The organism is Enterococcus sp. AZ177, from assembly GCF_050544585.1.
Lineage (GTDB): Bacteria > Bacillota > Bacilli > Lactobacillales > Enterococcaceae > Enterococcus_L > Enterococcus_L plantarum.
In genome coordinates this window covers 1,378,973-1,396,735 of sequence record NZ_CP172944.1, presented here as the reverse complement: position 1 = coordinate 1,396,735, position 17,763 = coordinate 1,378,973, and the positions used below count along the sequence as shown (strand labels likewise).

Sequence of the window (17,763 nt, the reverse complement as noted above, 5' to 3'; positions counted from 1 at the left end):
CAAACACACTTAGCTAAAGAGTAACAATTTTCTCACACGCTGTCAACATAGCGTTTACAACGTATCTATCGTTTTCATTTTGTTTATTCCTACTATGGTGGCCAATAAAATTAGTTGAAGCCCAGTGAATAAAAAGATAAACAGTAACTTATCAAAAGACCAATTAAAAAAAATAATCTTTAACGTTTGCACTGGTTTCGTAAATAGATGGATACTATGTAATCGGTCAAATCGTCCAACAAAAATTGCTACACTAGATAGTATAGTAACAAGGAACAAGAAGAAAAATTCTTGCCATTTTTTGTGCAAACTATTTCTTCGAATACATTCATTTAATGTTGTAAAGATTGTTGCCATCCCAAAAAGACCATATACACAAATTCCTATAGTCAATAGACTAAAAGAAAACCAATCAGACAGATTTAGAATAAAAACTTGGTTCATCCCCCGATAAATCGATAACTTTTCGAGATGAAAAAAATCGGTGAACAAATAAGGCGCATTAGGATAAAACAATAACCATAACATCCCTAGTAAGATAAAAAGACGATTACTGACCTGTTTAAAATGAAAACTTATCTCCAGTGGAATATAAGCCAACAAGACATTCAGTGCCATAAAATGATACATATTTGAAAAAAACAACATGTAGACACAATAGATGATTGTCGCTATTCGTAACGGCCAGCGATACGTTTGAGTCAAACTCCTCACACTCCTTTTTCCATTTAGTGTATCATAAAATAATTTTTTTCTAAAATTTTCTTGAAAACTTGTCATTCTTTTTTTTTATGCTAGACTAGGTTAAAGAAAGTTTTCCGGGAGGAACGATTTTGAAAAAATTAATTGCAATCGACTTAGATGGTACTACTTTAAATGCACAGTCATTGATCAGTCCTACAACTGAAAAAGCGTTAAAAAAAGCGATGAAGCATGGTCACTATGTCAGTATCGTCACTGGTCGTCCTTATCGAATGAGCGGTCAATTTTATCGCCAATTAGGCTTGACAACACCGATGGTCAATTTTAACGGAGCCCTAGTTCATATGCCTGAAAAAAAATGGGCAGATGAAAAAGAAACGGGAATCCAAAGAGACTTAGTTTTTGATATTTTGGCTCAAAAAAAGGCGTTGAATCTTGATTTTGTCGCTGCTGAAAATAAAGAAACATTTTACATTGATAGTTTGGATTACTTCGATTCAGCATTCTTTGCTTCAGAAGCTACTCCAAGCAATCTTTTAACTGCTAAAAATTTGATTACAGATCCAACTTCTATGATGGTTCGAACGTCCAAAGACCAAGCAGCATCTGTTTCTGATTCGCTAATAAAGCAATATGGAGATTATGTTGATGTTAGAACTTGGGGTGGGCCTACACCTATTTTAGAAATCGTTTCTAAGGGTATTCAAAAAGCAAAAGGTGTAGAACAAGTCGCGAATTATCTGGATGTGAAGCGATTAGACATCATTGCGTTCGGTGATGAACATAATGATGAAGAAATGCTAGACTACGTTGGTTGGGGCGTTGCAATGAAAAATGCAACAGATAAGATAAAATCCGTAGCAAATGATATTACTGAAAAAACCAATGATGAAGATGGTTTAGCCGATTATTTAGAGCGATATTTAGATTTAAACAATCAATAAAAGAGAATGACTGGAACGAGGCGTACGCTCTGTGTTCCGGTCATTTTATTTTTTCCCCTTTGACAAAAACAAAAGCTCTTGCTAAAATAAGAACATACGTTCTGTTCTTATTTAGAAATGAGGGATTAAACATGGAATTATCAAGAAAGATTGAAATTCTTACTGAATCAGCAAAATATGATGTTTCTTGTTCTAGCAGTGGTGTGACGAATAACACAAGAAAAGGCACAGTAGGCAGCACATCAACTGCCGGAATCTGCCATTCCTTCACAAGTGATGGCAGATGTGTGTCCCTATTAAAGCTATTATTTACGAATGCCTGTATCTTTGATTGTCATTATTGCATCAACAGAAAATCAAACTCAATTCCACGAGCCACCTTTACACCACAGGAAGTCGCAGATTTAACAATGGATTTTTATATGCGAAATTACATTGAGGGACTTTTTCTAAGCTCAGCTATCATAAAAAACGTTGATTACACTAGTGAACTATTAATTAAAACATTAAAAATTTTACGACATGAAAAAGGCTTCAAAGGCTATATCCATGTAAAAGCAATTCCTGGAGCAGACGAAAAATTGATTGAAGAATTAGGATTTTTAGCTGACCGAATGAGTGTTAATGTAGAATTGCCTTCAAGAGAAAGCTTAAAAATCTTAGCTCCTGATAAAGATCCATTTGCTTTATACAAACCCATGAAACTAATCACACATATGAAAAATGAAATGTCTCAAGTTCCTGCTTTACGAAACCCTGCACCCTTTGTTCCAGCTGGTCAATCGACACAAATGATTATCGGTGCTTCTCCTGAAAATGATCATGCAATCGTAAAAATTGCTGAAAACCTTTATAAAAAATATGAATTAAAGAGAGTTTATTACTCTGCTTACATTCCTGTAAATCAAGATTCCTTATTACCCGCAATCACAACGGATCCTCCTCTACTAAGAGAACATCGGTTGTATCAAGCAGATTGGCTAATGCGATTTTACCGTTTTTCCGCAGATGAAATTTTATCCGAGGATAAACCGAATTTTAATTTGTATCTAGACCCCAAAGCCAATTGGGCTGTTCAAAATTATGATCAATTTCCAATTGATGTTCAGACTGCTTCTTATGAACAGTTATTACGAATTCCAGGAATCGGCCCTAAAAGCGCACTTAATATTCTGAAGGCTAGAAACTATTATCAATTACACCTCTCTGATTTAAAAAAATTAGGCGTAGTGATCAAACGAGCTCAATATTTCGTTAGTTGTAACGGTGCGATTCAGCCTGGATTGATCCATGATCCAGAATGGGTCATTACTTCTTTAATTTCATCTCGTCAATATGAGACGTTAAAAAAGGTAAACAGCCAATCAAAACAAGAACAGTTATCTTTATTTGATGTCGAACGTTTTGAATCAGTAAAGCGAAAGGAATCTCGTTATGCACATTGAAGAAACCAACGAAATTTGGGAATATGATGGTAGTTTTTATGGATTTCTGACGATAGTTTACCAAGCCTTCATTAAAAAACAGTTTCCTGACATTATCTTAACTCAAGATATTGCTGTAGAAAACTTGTTTCTCAGTCGTTGGATAGATACAGATGAACCGCTGGCGAAAAAAATGTATGAACGTCTAAACAAACGTTTAAGAAAAGAAAATGTTCAGTTTATCATTGATGGTTTCAATTGTTCGTTAAAAGAAAAAGAACGATATTTGTTAGATGCAATTCAAATCGCATTGGAATCCAAAGATTTACTGACCAATCATTTAGGTCATCCTTCAATTTTAGCCTTAGAAAAATCTTTAAAATCTTTATTTAGAGAAGTTCACTTATTTACGGGTTTTATTCGTTTTGAATCAGTAGGAACATTACTGTATAGTACCATCACACCGAAACATTTTTCATTGCCCTACTTATGTCCTCATTTCGCACAAAGATATCCGCAAGAAAAGATCATGATTTACGATGAAACACATCGATTACTCGGAATTATAGAACAGGGACACATACATTTTATTGAGAATAGCGAGCCTCCAACAGTTGACAGTCAAGAATCTGAACAAATGATCCAAGAAAATTGGCGTACCTTTCTCAAAGCTGTTACGATCCAAGAGCGACATAATGAGCGAACTCAACTTTCTCATTTGCCTATGCGGTATCGGGGCAATATGATTGATTTCAACTAAATTGATTGGTAATTTCGACAAAAAAAGAGAATGTATACAAACTTTCTCAAGTTCTGTATACATCCTCTCGAATTCGAAGCACGATTTCAGTCTACTCTAAGATGGATTTTTTTCACTATCAATTTATCTGACAAATGAGATTGATTACTTTGTTCACCAATCACTTCCGCAAAAATAGTTGTACGGTCTTCTTTTTTCTGTAAACAATAGTCAATTTTTCCAGTTTCATTTAATTCATTCATCATTTCAATATAATCATCAGATTCATTTTTTCTAGTTATAAAGCCTAATGATACTAAATGATCGTCTAGATTTTTTGTTGATATCAACGAACCAAATGCAATTTTTTGACGAATTTCCTGATTTAATCGTGTTACTTTCATCTCTTGATCTTGCTCGATTGTTTTTTTCTTGATCAACGCTTCATATTGTTCAACAGTCAACATCACACCAGCAACTTTGTTTCTATTGTAAATATAAATACCTTTGTTTGTTTCTTTTGCCTTTTTAAAAATTGTCATAGGAGACTGTTTCACATCTGTCACTGAAAATGATGCGTTTTTCTTCTCTACATTTTTCATTCGTCAACTTCCCTTCCAAGTGATTATATCATACAGATTTTTGGTGTGAAGAATTTTTTAATATTAGTATTTTTTTGTAACTGAAATCCGAACAAAAAGGAGTGCTACAAAACGTAGCAACCGTTTTGTAGCACTCTTAAAATCAACGAACTATTTTTGTCTCTTTGATTATGCGCGGTAACGTTCTACCCCGTCTAAATAAGTTGCATCTAATTCCATATTTGGATTCAATACGATAAAGTCAGCATCGCGTCCTCTGGCGATCATACCGCATTTTTCATCGATTTTGCAACTCACTGCTGGCACTAAAGATGCCATCATAATGGCTTGTTCTGGTGTAGCAATTTCCCAATCAACAACATTTTTGATTGCTTCTTTTAATTTCAAGATACTACCCGCTAAGTTTCCAGATTCTAAACGAGCTGTCCCTTCTTTAACGACAACTGGGAATTCTCCTAGATTATAATTGCCATCTGGCATACCACCGGCCATCATACAATCTGTAATCAGAGCGACATGATCATGTCCAGCTTTTTCCATTAAAATATCAGCTGCATTGGGATGAACATGGTGTCCGTCACAAATTAATTCAGAAAAAACATGTTTCAATGACATTAATGCACCAACCATTCCAGGTTCACGATGATTCAATCCACGCATACCATTATATGCATGTACAAAAACACTAGCGCCAGATTCAACAGCCTCGGTTGCTTGCTCCAATGTTGCATCACTATGACCTAAAGCCACTACGACACCTTCATCTGTTACAGCTTTGACAAATTCTTTAACACCTTTACGTTCTGGTGCCAAAGCGATTTTCTTGATCAAACCACCTGAAGCTTCTTGCCAATCATTAAATATTTCTATATCTGGGTCACCAAAATAATTTGGATTTTGAGCTCCTTTGTGTTCTTCAGTAAAGAATGGACCTTCAAAATAGATTCCTTGTATTTTTGCCCCTGGGACTTCTTGATGTACTTCTCCGATTGTTTTAGCAACATCTTTTAAGCGTTCCTTACTTGAAGTTAAGGTTGTTGGTAAAAATGAAGTAACCCCACATGACAATAGCCCTTCAGACATCACTTTCAAGCCTTCTGTATCACTATCCATTACATCATGATTCATAAATCCATGAATATGAGTATCCACTAATCCTGGTGCAATCCATTTGCCTTCTTCTTTGATTATTTTTGCATCACTTTCAGGAACTTCTTTATAAAAGTCTCCAAATAGACCATCAGTGATTTCTAAATATCCAGGTCCTTTTACATCACTTTTTAAAAAGAACTTTTCAGCAAAGATAAACGTTCTCATTTTCATCCTTCTTTCTTTAATTTTCTACTCTAAACGTACTCTTAAAATCAGTTAAAGTCAAGAATGGTGTAGACCTTTTCTAGAAAAATTTACTTAACTTTCTTTAGATTTTAATTGTTTCGATACGTAGGATTTGTTCTGACAAAATCCTATATTCGTCTGCTTTATCTGGCTCTCCTTTTAATGCAAGCAATTGACTTTTCAACTGAAACAATTCACTCAAGTAATAGTAACTATTTTTATGTCTCGACCAAACAATTCCTTGGTCGATATATATTTGCGCTTCTTCAAGACGGTTTTGATCTGTTAAAAACTTAGAATAATTATAAAATATCTTTGTTAGTTCTGCGGTTACTCGTTCATTTGGTAATTTATGAAAATAATGAATACTTAATTTTAAATATTTTTCAGCATCGTCGATCTTTCCTATGCTGCTATACGTACTGCCAATGCAGCTAATTACTTGAATTTCAAAATCGGACAAATTTACTTTATTCGCTTGATAAGTGTAAGATAATCCTTTTTTTAAATCATGTATTGCTTGTTCATAATCATTACAAAGATAAAATTTACAACTACCTAGATAATAATAGTAACGTTGCCAATCCGTATCCAAATGAAGTCTTTCTTCAATTTTAGTATCATTCATATATGTCATTATTTTTCCATATTCTTTGTGTCGAAAATAATCAGCTATTTTTTCAAATATTTGCGTGATCAAACGAACTTCATCCGATTTGAATTGCATAATTTGATCCATCGTTACGCCTAAGCGCTGACAAATTTGCTGCATTACTACGACATTCGGTAATTCTTCATTATTTTCGATTCTACTTAATACACTTTGCGAACAAATATCTTCTGATAACATTTTTTGCGTTAGTTTTCTATTTTTACGAATTTCTTTAATAACTGCTCCAAAAGAATCCATTTTTTCACTCCTAAGCTACGTTAAAATTGAGCTATTTCTTGAAAAAAATCGTGTTAATCAAAAAAAGTTCAAAATATGCGAATTCGCATTATGCATTTATTGTACTTTAATGCATAATATACTGCAAGAACATTACCTAACAGTAAATGGAGACGATTTAAAATAATTTTGCTTTGCAAATAAGGGGTGTTATTTATGACACAAGAGAAAAGAATTAACTTCAGTTGGGACAAAAGTAGTTATAATGGCTATGTCGAGAAAGAATATGAGAATGCTTATTTGGTTGTTGTTTCGGATCCAAGTCCGGATATGGAGGAAAAATACACAAATCGTATGGTAATAAGTAAAAAAGATTGTCAAACTGCAGAGTAACGATCGTTTCTATTCGTCTCTTTGCAAAACACATTCTTAAAACAAGAGTGACTCAAAACTGATACAGTTTTGAGTCACTTTTTTTAGTTTCAAAAATCAACCTGTTATTTTTGTTTGTAAGTACTTAAAAACGCACGCATTTTTTCAGTTGTAAATTTTAAGTCTTCCATCTTCGGTAGATAAACAATTCTAAAATGATCTGGTTGAGTCCAATTGAAACCACCACCATGAACAAGCAAAATATGATGTTCATGAAGAAAATCAAGAACGAATTTCTCATCATCATAAATATTAAAACGGGCAGTATCGATTTTAGGAAATATATAAAAAGCAGCTTTAGGTTTTACAGCAGATAGACCTGGAATATCATTGATTGCATTGTAAATATATTCCCGTTGCTCATAAATTCTACCTCCTGGCAACAACAAATCATCAACACTTTGATAGCCACCTAAGGCAGTTTGGATAATTTGTTGAGATAGTACATTTGAACATAAACGCATCGAAGCTAACATATTCAATCCTTCTATATAGCCCTTAACGTGTTTTTTGTTTCCACTAAGTACCATCCAACCACAACGGAACCCTGCAACTCTATGTGATTTAGAAAGTCCATTTAAAGTAACTACAAATAAATCTGGTGCTAATGTTGCAATTGGAATATGTGTTAATCCATCCATCACTAAACGATCATAGATTTCATCTGAAAAAATGATCAAATCATTTTGTCTCGCAATCTCAACGATTTGTTCTAGGATTTCCTTAGGATATAAAGCCCCGGTTGGATTATTGGGATTGATCAACACAATTGCTTTTGTATTCGTCGTCACTTTTGATTTGATGTCATCGATATCTGGATACCATTCCGCTTGCTCATCACAAATATAATGAACAGGATTACCACCAGCTAAAGAAATTGACGCTGTCCATAGAGGATAATCAGGCATTGGAACTAAAACCTCATCTCCATTATTCAAAAGTCCTTGCATACACATCGAAATCAATTCACTAACACCATTACCTGTGTAAATATCATTGATCGTTACATTTGGGAAACCCTTCACTTGGCAATATTGTTCAATTGCTTTTCGTGCTGAAAAGATTCCTTTTGAATCAGAATAGCCTTCTGAATTACGAACATTCATAATCATATCGCGAACCACTTCATTCGGAGCATCAAAACCAAATGGGGCGGGATTACCAGTATTAAGTTTCAAAATACGAATGCCTTCTTCATGCATTCTGTCCGCTTCTTCTAAAACTGGACCACGTACATCATAACTGACTCCATCAAGTTTGTTAGATTTTTCAAAATTTCTCATACTGTATCCCTCATTTTCAAAATTTATATACTTAAAGTTACGCCACCTAGAAAAAAAAAGCAATGGAAAATTGCAAATTTTCAAAAAAAGAGTCTCACTATTCGATAGACGTATTTTTATTTGTCTGGAAAAACTTCCTATTAACCTTCTTACTAAAATAAAAAGCAGCCACTTATATATGTTTGAATACCCTTGCTTCATAAGGAAGAAAAATCGTGTGTTGGTGAATGATGTGATATTCAAACTATACAACTGTGAGTCCCTACTCTATCTGAACGTTTTTGGTAAGTCTGCTAAAGGGAATTCTTTGAAAAAATTGACGATAACCATAAAACACTCGTTCGTGAAACAAGAATCATAAACAAATAATTCTGGGGGTTTGGGTAAGTAAAGTTTGTAAGAACTATAGACCAATGCTTCATTCTCTATTCTTAGCTTGATCACTTCTTTGTAAAAAATTCAAACCGGAATTTGGATCTATTGATTTTGACTAATACATTGATCTATTGCTTATTTGGATTGATAACCATCCAGGGGTTTCTCTTTAAAAACAGCATATTCTTCTGCTGTCCATTTTATTGACTTGACCCAGATAAATCCAATACTTAATTCTTTGAGATAATCCAATTTTGAGCGGATTCCATTTATGTCCACAATCACGTCGTTACTTGTATCCATGAAACTTGCTAGATAGATTTGATAACCAACTGCTACTTTCCACCATACACGTTTGATTGTCATCTCTATCACCTCTAATTTTTTTCTTCTTTTGGCATAGAATAGTAATAGCTTTGTACAAACTTATCTTACCAAATTAAATTTAAATAGAAACTATTTTTAGAACCTAGTACTTTACTTAGATTATTCATATTTTTAAAAGACAACCAGTACTATAAACTGCTTTAGAATCCATCATATTAGTCTTCTTTTATTTTGAAATTTTCTACGATCCCTCTTCTCTACTGTTATCTATTTTATATGAAAATAAGTGGATCCTTACAGAATATATGCTTTGTCATAGGAATAGGTGGATAATCAAAACCTCCAGTGAGAACTGGAGGTTTGCTCTTCGGCTGAAAGCCTCTTTTACCGGCCACGACCTAAAAGGCCTTCTGATCGGGTCTCCCTCACGCACCACTTCTTCTCGCTGATTCTAAAAGAATTTCATTTTTTATTTTTTGCTATTTTTATTACCTGTGAACGGATCATACTCCTCAAACAACGTCAGCTGATCTGCTATATGATCTTCCTGAACTTGATTGCGTATATATTCTTCTATTTGTTTTTTGTTTCGGCCAACGGTATCGACATAATAGCCACGACACCAAAACTTACGATTGCCGTATCGATACTTTAAATTCGCATGTCTATCGAAAATCATTAAACTACTTTTTCCTTTTAGGTAACCGATAAAACCCGAGACACTTAATTTCGGTGGAATACTGACCAACAAATGAATGTGATCTCAACATGCATTTGCCTCGATGATGTCGACGCCTTTTCTTTCACATAAAAGTCGAATGATTTCTCCGATACTTTTCTTGTATTTGCCATAAATGATTTGGCGACGGTATTTTGGCGCAAAGACGATGTGATACTTACATTTCCATACGGTGTGTGATAAACTTTGATTGTCCTTTTTCATAAAGGAACCTCCTTTAATGTTGATGATACGGTCGGGAAACCTATATCAGTTTAACATTTTAGGGGGCTTTTTTATTACCTCGCTGGAAGCTCTATGGAACCACCCGCATAGCAGGTGGTTTTCAGAACACACAAAAAGAACCCTAAACCTATATATAACAAGGTTTAGGGTTGAACTATGCGGCCAAGAAGACTCGAACTTCCACGGGGTTGCCCCCACCAGCCCCTCAAGCTGGCGCGTCTGCCATTCCGCCATGACCGCATTTATATCATAACTAAGTATATGATAAAATATGCTTTAGCTTTTGTCAATCGTTCAAAATTTTACTTTTCCACAAATAGATGATCATCGTTTGTACCTATACTCGTATACCTGACAAAGCTTATCATATGATTTGCTCACTTTTTTAGGAATTTCAACTGATCCAATATAATTCATTCCTTTTGGTCCATATCCATTATCGTCATTTCTAAGTCGGGGAATTTCACCTAGAACTAATGAAAGAAAATAGTCTTTCGTCCACAATCCATTAAGTTGGTTTTCTTCAAAAATAATCTTGTCCTCAATTGACTTTATATAAGGAATAACTGGAACATAATTGGTGAAACTAGCTTTTGTCTCTTGCCATTCCTTTTCAAAAGTCGCTTTAATTCTTCTTTGTAAAATGGGGTCTTCCAATAATAACACAGACTTCGGCCTCAGCCCTTCCTTTTTCATCTTATTTAGTGAAAAGCGAGCATTTTCACCAGAATTAGTTGAGGTCGTCTCCGTTAAAAAGAGTTCCTTACCGAAGTGATACTTTTGTTTAAAATACTCTAGGTACATGTCAGTTTCACTTACCTCACTAACCTTGATACCGATATTTTTAAGATTTTTCTGTAAAAAGGGCGTCGCATGCCCAATACCGCCAACAATCATGAATTCAGAGGCTGTTCCTTGTTCATACAATTGAATAAACGCATCTGCCAAATAAGGCAAACTGTTGCCAGCTAAGATAGCAAGGTCATACTTTTCTGTTATTTGTTCTTGTGCAGCTAAGTAATCAATGACTGTATTCCAATGTTCGATCATCATGCTCCTCTATTCTTTTACTTGATTTAACACAATACCGCCTTTTCTATTAAAAAGAAAAAGCGGCATCATATCCTTTTTATATGCTCGAATTGATTTCTACTAGCCTACCATGACATTTTCCGCAAACATAGCGTTGAAGGTTGATTCTCCGTTTTCGTAAAATCAATGTTTGACATTTTTCACACTCATACTGGTGGTATGACTGTGGTTTTTGATCCACTAGAGGACGTACATAGCGACTTCCTCCAGTTTGTTTTAATAACAATTTAAATTCAGCATCTTTATGTTGATACCCTTTACCTTCTAAATGCAGATGATAATGGCATAACTCGTGTTTGATCACATTGATCAACTCTGTTTCCCCGTAAATCTCGAAAACTTTTGGATTAAAATCAATGTTATGCGAGTTTAAATGATATCGACCACCTGTTGTTCTCAGACGTCGGTTAAAAAAAGCGTGATGCTGAAACTTTTTGTCAAAAAATGCTAAAGAAATTGATTCCACCATTGCTTGCAGTTGGGTATCTGATAACTCTTGTTTTGTTGGTTTTCCTTCTTTAGGAAAAGGTTTCAACGTTATTCTTTCCTTTCAGCTTGCGGTAACATCGTTAAACTGATGCGCCCTTTCTTCTTGTCGACTGCTTCCACCCACACAGTCACAACATCTCCTACAGCAATAATATCTGTTGGGTGTTTAACAAATTTTGTACTAAGTTTTGAAATATGCACTAAACCATCTTGTTTCACACCGATATCAACAAAAGCACCAAAATCAATCACATTTCGGACTGTACCTTGAAGCTCCATACCAGGTTTTAGGTCTTCCATCGATAAGACATCTTTTCTTAAAAGAGGCGCTGGCATTTCATCACGCATATCTCTTCCTGGTTGAACTAATGCTGCAACGATATCTTTTAGGGTTTCACTCCCAACAGATAATTCCGTTTCTAATTGTTCCAATGACAATCCCTTGATCTGTTGAGCCGCTTGCCCCGAACCAAGCTCTCCTAATTGAACCTTGGCTTTTTCTAAAATTGCTTTGGCAACGTCATAGCTTTCCGGATGAATCCCTGTGTTATCCAAAATATTTTTTCCATTTGGAATCCGTAAGAATCCAATGGCTTGTTCGTAAGCTTTTGGTCCTAATCGAGGCACTTTTTTGACTTGATTACGAGCAGTAAATGCACCATTTTCGTCACGATAAGCCATTAAGTTTTGAGCAGTTGTTTTATTTAAACCAGAAATATGTTGTAACAGTTGCGGACTGGCAGTATTTACATCAACCCCAACTTGGTTAACAGCTGTTTCTACAACAAAATCCAATTGTTCTGCTAAACGTTTTTGTGAAACATCATGTTGATATTGACCGACACCAACCGCCTTAGGATCGATTTTTACAAGTTCAGCTAAGGGATCTTGTAACCGTCTAGCAATGCTGACCGCACTTCTTTCTTCTACTTGCAAATCAGGAAATTCGGCTCTAGCCACGTCACTTGCTGAATAGACAGATGCCCCCGCTTCATTCACAATCACATAGAAAACATCTCGTTTGATTTGTTTTAATTGTTCTGCAACAAATAACTCTGACTCACGACTGGCAGTTCCATTACCAATCGCTACCATTTCAACTTCGTATTCTTCTATCAACTTGGTAAACGTTGGTCCTGCTGCTGCGCGTTTTTCACCTGAAGCGGGCTTGTGTGGATAAATAACTTGAATAGCTAACACTTTACCCGTTGCATCTACAATCGCCAGTTTGCATCCCGTTCTGTAGGCCGGGTCAAAGCCTAGTACAACTTTGCCTTTCAAAGGTGGTTGCAATAAGAGATTACGTAGGTTCTCACCAAAAATCTTGATTGCTTGCTCATCTGCTTTTTCCGTTAACTCATTACGAATTTCACGCTCGATTGCTGGACCAATAAATCGTTTGTAGCTATCTAAATAAGCTGTTTCAACATAAATGGCAGTTGGAGATTGTTTGTTAATGCCAATCAACTGACGTTCTAAGTATGAATTAATTTTTTCTTCTTCTACTAAAAGAGCAACTTTTAAGATATCCTCTTTTTCGCCACGGTTTGTAGCTAAGACTCTGTGAGAAACAATTTTGCTAACAGGTTCAGAAAAATCATAGTACATTTCGTAAACCGCTTTTTCATCTTTTTCCTCATCTTTCACGGTGCTAACATATTGACCATGTTTAAAGGTAAAATCACGAATCCATGTACGGAATTTAGGCTCATCAGATACTCTTTCAGCAATGATCTCATGTGCTCCTTGCAATGCTTTTTCTGCTGTATCTATTTCTTTTTCAGCATCAATATATTTTTCTGCCTCAGCTACAACATCCGCTTGAATTGGAAAACTCATTAACCAGTCTGCTAAAGGTTCTAGTCCTTTTTCTTTAGCGATCGTTGCTTTAGTCCGGCGTTTTTGTTTGTATGGGCGATATAAATCTTCAACTTGCTGCATTTTTGCCGCTTTTTGAATTGATTTAGCCAACTCATCCGTCAGTTTTCCTTGTTCGTCGATTAAACGAAGAACCTCTTCTTTGCGCTTTTCTAAATTACCTAAATAAGTATAACGTTCTTCGATTTCACGAATTTGCACTTCATCTAAACTATCTGTCATCTCTTTACGATAACGAGCGATAAAAGGAACAGTGTTTCCTTCACTTAATAGAGTCAACACTGTTTTTATTTGTTTTGTACGATACTCCGACAATTCTTTCTGAAGTAAATCAACTACTTCTTGGTTATAAGCTTCTGCCATATTTACATACCTCTCTTCATTAACATACTGTTTCATTTTAGCATATTTTCTTGCTGAAATATAGGACGAGTCCAAAGCTTAGCTAGTCTTTACTCGTTCTGAAAAAATACAGTTGTTTAAAAATCAGGTTGCCAAGGGCCGTTTAAATTTTGATATTTAATATCTTGTACGATTCCATTTTTATCGAAAATCACACCATGAACAGAACCACCAAAAACTCCTCCTCCATCAATCCCGATCTTATTGTCCGATTGCCATAAATCAGTCGTTTCCATATCCCCGTGGAGCATAGGTGTGATGGTATGACCAAAAACGATTTTTTTCTCAGTATGATTTTTGCCTTGATGAAATGCTTCTCTTATCCAGATAAAATCATGGGGACTTGTTTCATGCCAATCTTTTTTCGTTAAATCGATACCGGCATGAACAAATAGATACTCTTCCCACTCAAAATACAGTGGTCGTTCCATTAAAAATTCAATCAACTCTTTATATCGGCTACGAATCAACATACTGATCTCTGTTGGAGAATATTCTTCTGTCGCGCCTTTGTGCAGCAAGCTTTCCATCGTCTCTTTGCCACCATTTCGAACATAACTAGTAAACCAATCTTCTGGTTTGTTTAAAAACTGAAGAAAGTACTCTTCATGATTTCCTCTAAGATAAACCGCTCCATATTTCTCGACTAACTTTTTTCCGAGTAAAAAACTCTCTTTAGTCTTTGGCCCGCGATCATTTAAGTCACCAATTAATACTAGTTGATGTATCTTCGGATCAAAGTATTGAATCAACTCATTGAACAACTCATATTCGCCATGGATATCACTGATGGCATAAATAAATTTTTTCATTATTTCAGCTCCTTCTCACCATTCATTTTCTCTAGTATAACGCAAGAAACACCTGGTACTTCAGATTATTGATCAAATAAGTCACGATTATTTTTTATTTAGAAATAATTTAAAAATTGAAATTAATTTTAGACTTTTCATGAAAAAAAGAGTAAAATTGCGTAAGTGACACTATGTCATAAAATTAGTAGGAAAGAGCTGAAATTTATGAAGAAAAAAACTATTTTCGGTATTCTTGCCGTTTTGGTTGTCGCCTTGATTATTTTCTTAGTTGTTCAAGGAAATTCAGGAAAATCAAACGCTGTTACTGTTAGAACTGGAGAAGTAAAAAAAGAAACAATCGTTGAAACACTTTCCACAACTGGAACCTTGATCCCAAATCAAACACAAGCACTTATTGGTACTGGCAATGTTGTGGATGTGCTTGTCAAAACTGGCGATAAGGTAACAAAAGAGAACGTTTTAGCAACATATGATAATGGACTTCAATTAATTGCTGGCTTTGATGGAACAATCACGCAAGTCAATATCAAGAATAACCAAGACGACACAAATGCTCAGCAAGGAAAACCATCGATTCAGTTAGATGATCTTTCTACGTTAAACGTTCAATTAGCTTTATCTAACTCTGAAGCCTCTTCAGTAGCTGTTGATCAGAAAGTAGAAATAACGAGCGGAAACCAAACATTTTCAGGAAAAGTCTCTGAAAAAGATCCGACTGCTCAAAGCACTCAATCCGCAACCGGTAACAGTGCGAGCCTTGGTGCTGTCGTAACGTTTGATCATGCACCAGAAAAACTCTTTTCTGGTTTTGATGTTGATGTAACGATCACTACGGACACCGTTGAAAATGTGCTTGCCCTACCAATTGAAGCCTTAACCTATAACGATAAAAACGAACCCATTACCTATATCGTGAAAGATGGTCTTGCTAAAGAGAAAAAAATCGAGATCGGCATTCAATCAGATAAATTGATTGAAGTCAAAAAAGGTCTAAAAGAAGGAGAAACGGTTATTCTTTCTCCAAGTTCTGATATTAAAAACAATGCTGAAGTAACCAAAGAATAGAAGGTGAAATGATTGATTGATTTAAAAGATGTCGTAAAAATTTATCGGACCGGAGGAGAAGAATTAGAAGCATTAAAACACGTTTCCTTACATATCGCAGAAGGAGAATTCACTTCAATCATGGGTCCTAGCGGTTCGGGTAAATCAACGATGATGAATATTCTTGGTTTATTGGATCGATTTGACGAAGGTTCTTATCACTTAAATGGACAAGATGTTACTAATTTGAGTAGTAATGAAAGTGCTCATGTCAGAAATAAGGAAATTGGTTTTGTTTTTCAATCCTTTAATTTAATGCCGAGAATGTCTTTACTAGATAACGTTGCCCTACCTATGGTTTATTCTGGTATTCCAACAAAGGAACGAAAAGAACGCGCACTAGAAGCATTGAGAAAAGTAGGTTTAGCTGACCGTGTCGCCCATAGACCAAATGCGATTTCTGGTGGACAAAAACAACGTGTCGCAATAGCTCGTGCTATCGTAAATGATCCAGCAGTTTTAATGGCTGATGAACCTACAGGAAATTTGGACTCAAAAACAACACTGGAAATCATGAAAATTTTCCAAGATTTAAATGATGCTGGTACAACTGTGGTCATGGTCACACATGAGCCCGATGTAGCTCAGTATACAAAGCGAATCGTTTCTTTTCGAGATGGAGAAATCATTGATGACCAATCTGTATTGGAACGAAGAACGCTATAGAAAGGAGTCATTTTCATGGGAATTATTGAGAGTTTCAAAATGGCGATCGATAGTATTTTAGCGAACAAAATGCGTTCATTTTTGACAATGCTTGGAATTATTATCGGCATTGCAGCAGTCATCGCCATACTTGCGGTTGGAAATGGTGCAACGAGTCAAATAACTGGTACTTTTAGTGATTTAGGTGCTTCTACGATTTCTGTTTCTACTAGCCGTGACGCAACTGACAATGAAAAAATTACCAGTAAAGATATCAAAGCATTAAAAGATGGCATCCCGCAAATTGACCATCTCTCCCCTGTTGTGTCGATCCAAGTTGTTGGTGCAGCAAATGAAAAATCAAAAGCAACATTGGTCATGGCGGGAACACCTGATTTACAATATACAAGCCAAACAATGGATAAAGACATCGTCTACGGACGCTATTTCAATACAACTGAATACTCTGAAGGCAGTAAAGTAGCGGTGATTAGCGTTGATACGGCTCGGTATTTTTTCAATGGACGTGAAAATGTCGTTGGCGAAAAAATCAATTTACGCGGGCAAAAAGGACAGATAAGTGCTCGAATCATCGGAGTAACCAAAAGTACCGTTGAAAAAATGGTTGGGGCATTTGATGAGGAAGAAATGATGGGTTATATTTCAATCCCACTGACTACAGCAGATAATTTGAATCCTGATGCAACTAAAATCACCAGTTTGACCGTTATTGCTAAATCCAAAGATGATATTGATTCAGTCTCTAAACAAATCGTAAATATTCTCTCTGTGCGTCACAATACAGTTGGTGAAAAAGTCTATACTGCAACAAATTTCTTGCAAGCACTTGATCAGGTGAATAACGTATTAGGTTTGTTTATCAACTTCATTGCGGCTGTTGCTGCAATTGCTTTGCTCGTTGGCGGCATTGGTGTGATGAATATCATGCTTGTCTCAGTCACTGAACGAACTAGAGAAATCGGAACAAGAAAAGCTCTGGGTGCAACAGATCGTAATATCCTATTTCAATTTCTAACAGAATCCGTTATTCTATGCTTGATTGGTGGACTGATTGGATTAACGTTAGGTGCGATCTTGGCTGTCACTATAGCAAGTGTCTTAGACATCACTGCGCAGTTTACACTAGGTTCAATTATAGCTGTACTCTTATTTTCAAGCGCTATCGGAATATTCTTTGGTGTTTATCCTGCTAGAAAAGCAGCGAAGCTTGATCCAATCGAAGCATTACGTTACGAATAAAATGTTTCATACTTCAAAAATAAAATCAGGACTAGAGTGATTTCTCTGTCCTGATTTTT

16 protein-coding genes, 1 tRNA gene and 2 pseudogenes are annotated in these 17,763 nt (G+C 35.6%); 7 read left to right on the top strand and 12 right to left on the bottom strand.

Annotated features, from left to right (window positions below; genetic code table 11):
• Window positions 1-54 precede the first annotated feature (54 nt).
• Window positions 55-648, bottom strand: coding sequence for a DUF1361 domain-containing protein (locus tag IGJ34_RS06865; RefSeq protein WP_430598523.1), 594 nt, complete (start codon window positions 646-648; stop codon window positions 55-57).
• Window positions 649-833: 185 nt separating this feature from the next.
• On the opposite strand from IGJ34_RS06865, the gene IGJ34_RS06860 reads away from it, so the two are divergent.
• The 3 genes from IGJ34_RS06860 to IGJ34_RS06850 all read left to right on the top strand — a co-directional run bounded on the left by IGJ34_RS06860 (window position 834) and on the right by IGJ34_RS06850 (window position 3,830).
• Complete coding sequence (locus IGJ34_RS06860) at window positions 834-1,646, top strand: Cof-type HAD-IIB family hydrolase (protein WP_430598439.1); 813 nt, start codon at window positions 834-836, stop codon at window positions 1,644-1,646.
• A gap of 131 nt (window positions 1,647-1,777) precedes the next feature.
• Window positions 1,778-3,091: a putative DNA modification/repair radical SAM protein gene (locus IGJ34_RS06855; RefSeq protein WP_430598438.1), complete on the top strand. Its 1,314-nt coding sequence runs from the start codon at window positions 1,778-1,780 to the stop codon at window positions 3,089-3,091.
• Window positions 3,081-3,830, top strand: a complete 750-nt coding sequence (locus IGJ34_RS06850) for a TIGR03915 family putative DNA repair protein (RefSeq protein WP_069652989.1) — start codon at window positions 3,081-3,083, stop codon at window positions 3,828-3,830. Before IGJ34_RS06855 ends, IGJ34_RS06850 begins: the two co-directional genes overlap by 11 nt.
• Before the next feature lie 86 nt (window positions 3,831-3,916).
• Here the strand turns inward: IGJ34_RS06850 and IGJ34_RS06845 are convergent, their stop codons facing one another.
• The 3 genes from IGJ34_RS06845 to IGJ34_RS06835 form a co-directional block, all read right to left on the bottom strand.
• Complete coding sequence (locus tag IGJ34_RS06845; RefSeq protein ID WP_430598437.1) at window positions 3,917-4,411, bottom strand: type II toxin-antitoxin system Phd/YefM family antitoxin; 495 nt, start codon at window positions 4,409-4,411, stop codon at window positions 3,917-3,919.
• 168 nt (window positions 4,412-4,579) lie between these two features.
• Window positions 4,580-5,728 (bottom strand): N-acetylglucosamine-6-phosphate deacetylase, encoded by a 1,149-nt coding sequence (gene nagA, locus IGJ34_RS06840; protein ID WP_430598436.1) that lies wholly within the window; start codon window positions 5,726-5,728, stop codon window positions 4,580-4,582.
• A 103-nt stretch (window positions 5,729-5,831) separates the two neighbouring features.
• Window positions 5,832-6,659 carry a helix-turn-helix domain-containing protein gene (locus IGJ34_RS06835; RefSeq protein ID WP_069652986.1) on the bottom strand — a complete coding sequence of 276 codons (828 nt, stop codon included), beginning with the start codon at window positions 6,657-6,659 and terminating at the stop codon, window positions 5,832-5,834.
• Window positions 6,660-6,854: 195 nt separating this feature from the next.
• On the opposite strand from IGJ34_RS06835, the gene IGJ34_RS06830 reads away from it, so the two are divergent.
• Complete coding sequence (locus IGJ34_RS06830) at window positions 6,855-7,031, top strand: hypothetical protein (RefSeq protein WP_167351490.1); 177 nt, start codon at window positions 6,855-6,857, stop codon at window positions 7,029-7,031.
• 104 nt (window positions 7,032-7,135) lie between these two features.
• Here the strand turns inward: IGJ34_RS06830 and IGJ34_RS06825 are convergent, their stop codons facing one another.
• The 8 genes and pseudogenes from IGJ34_RS06825 to IGJ34_RS06790 form a co-directional block, all read right to left on the bottom strand.
• Window positions 7,136-8,353 carry a pyridoxal phosphate-dependent aminotransferase gene (locus IGJ34_RS06825; protein WP_111247743.1) on the bottom strand — a complete coding sequence of 406 codons (1,218 nt, stop codon included), beginning with the start codon at window positions 8,351-8,353 and terminating at the stop codon, window positions 7,136-7,138.
• Between the two features lie 172 nt (window positions 8,354-8,525).
• A pseudogene (locus tag IGJ34_RS06820) lies at window positions 8,526-9,094 on the bottom strand (hypothetical protein).
• A gap of 430 nt (window positions 9,095-9,524) precedes the next feature.
• Window positions 9,525-9,998: pseudogene (gene tnpA / locus IGJ34_RS06815) on the bottom strand (IS200/IS605 family transposase).
• Window positions 9,999-10,176: 178 nt separating this feature from the next.
• Window positions 10,177-10,259 (bottom strand) — tRNA-Leu (locus IGJ34_RS06810).
• Between the two features lie 84 nt (window positions 10,260-10,343).
• Entirely contained in the window at window positions 10,344-11,069 is a 726-nt protein-coding gene (locus tag IGJ34_RS06805) for a YdcF family protein (RefSeq protein WP_206849508.1), read from the bottom strand.
• 79 nt (window positions 11,070-11,148) lie between these two features.
• Complete coding sequence (locus IGJ34_RS06800) at window positions 11,149-11,646, bottom strand: SprT family protein (protein WP_430598435.1); 498 nt, start codon at window positions 11,644-11,646, stop codon at window positions 11,149-11,151.
• A 2-nt stretch (window positions 11,647-11,648) separates the two neighbouring features.
• Entirely contained in the window at window positions 11,649-13,841 is a 2,193-nt protein-coding gene (locus tag IGJ34_RS06795) for a Tex family protein (RefSeq protein WP_430598434.1), read from the bottom strand.
• Window positions 13,842-13,957: 116 nt separating this feature from the next.
• On the bottom strand, window positions 13,958-14,692 hold the full coding sequence (locus IGJ34_RS06790; RefSeq protein WP_430598433.1) for a metallophosphoesterase: 735 nt from the start codon (window positions 14,690-14,692) through the stop codon (window positions 13,958-13,960).
• Between the two features lie 207 nt (window positions 14,693-14,899).
• On the opposite strand from IGJ34_RS06790, the gene IGJ34_RS06785 reads away from it, so the two are divergent.
• From IGJ34_RS06785 to IGJ34_RS06775, 3 genes are read left to right on the top strand one after another with little or no spacing between them, the layout of a single operon-like run.
• Window positions 14,900-15,760, top strand: a complete 861-nt coding sequence (locus IGJ34_RS06785) for an efflux RND transporter periplasmic adaptor subunit (protein WP_430598432.1) — start codon at window positions 14,900-14,902, stop codon at window positions 15,758-15,760.
• Between the two features lie 12 nt (window positions 15,761-15,772).
• Window positions 15,773-16,465, top strand: a complete 693-nt coding sequence (locus IGJ34_RS06780) for an ABC transporter ATP-binding protein (protein ID WP_069652979.1) — start codon at window positions 15,773-15,775, stop codon at window positions 16,463-16,465.
• A 15-nt stretch (window positions 16,466-16,480) separates the two neighbouring features.
• Window positions 16,481-17,704 carry an ABC transporter permease gene (locus IGJ34_RS06775; RefSeq protein ID WP_430598431.1) on the top strand — a complete coding sequence of 408 codons (1,224 nt, stop codon included), beginning with the start codon at window positions 16,481-16,483 and terminating at the stop codon, window positions 17,702-17,704.
• Window positions 17,705-17,763: the final 59 nt, after the last annotated feature.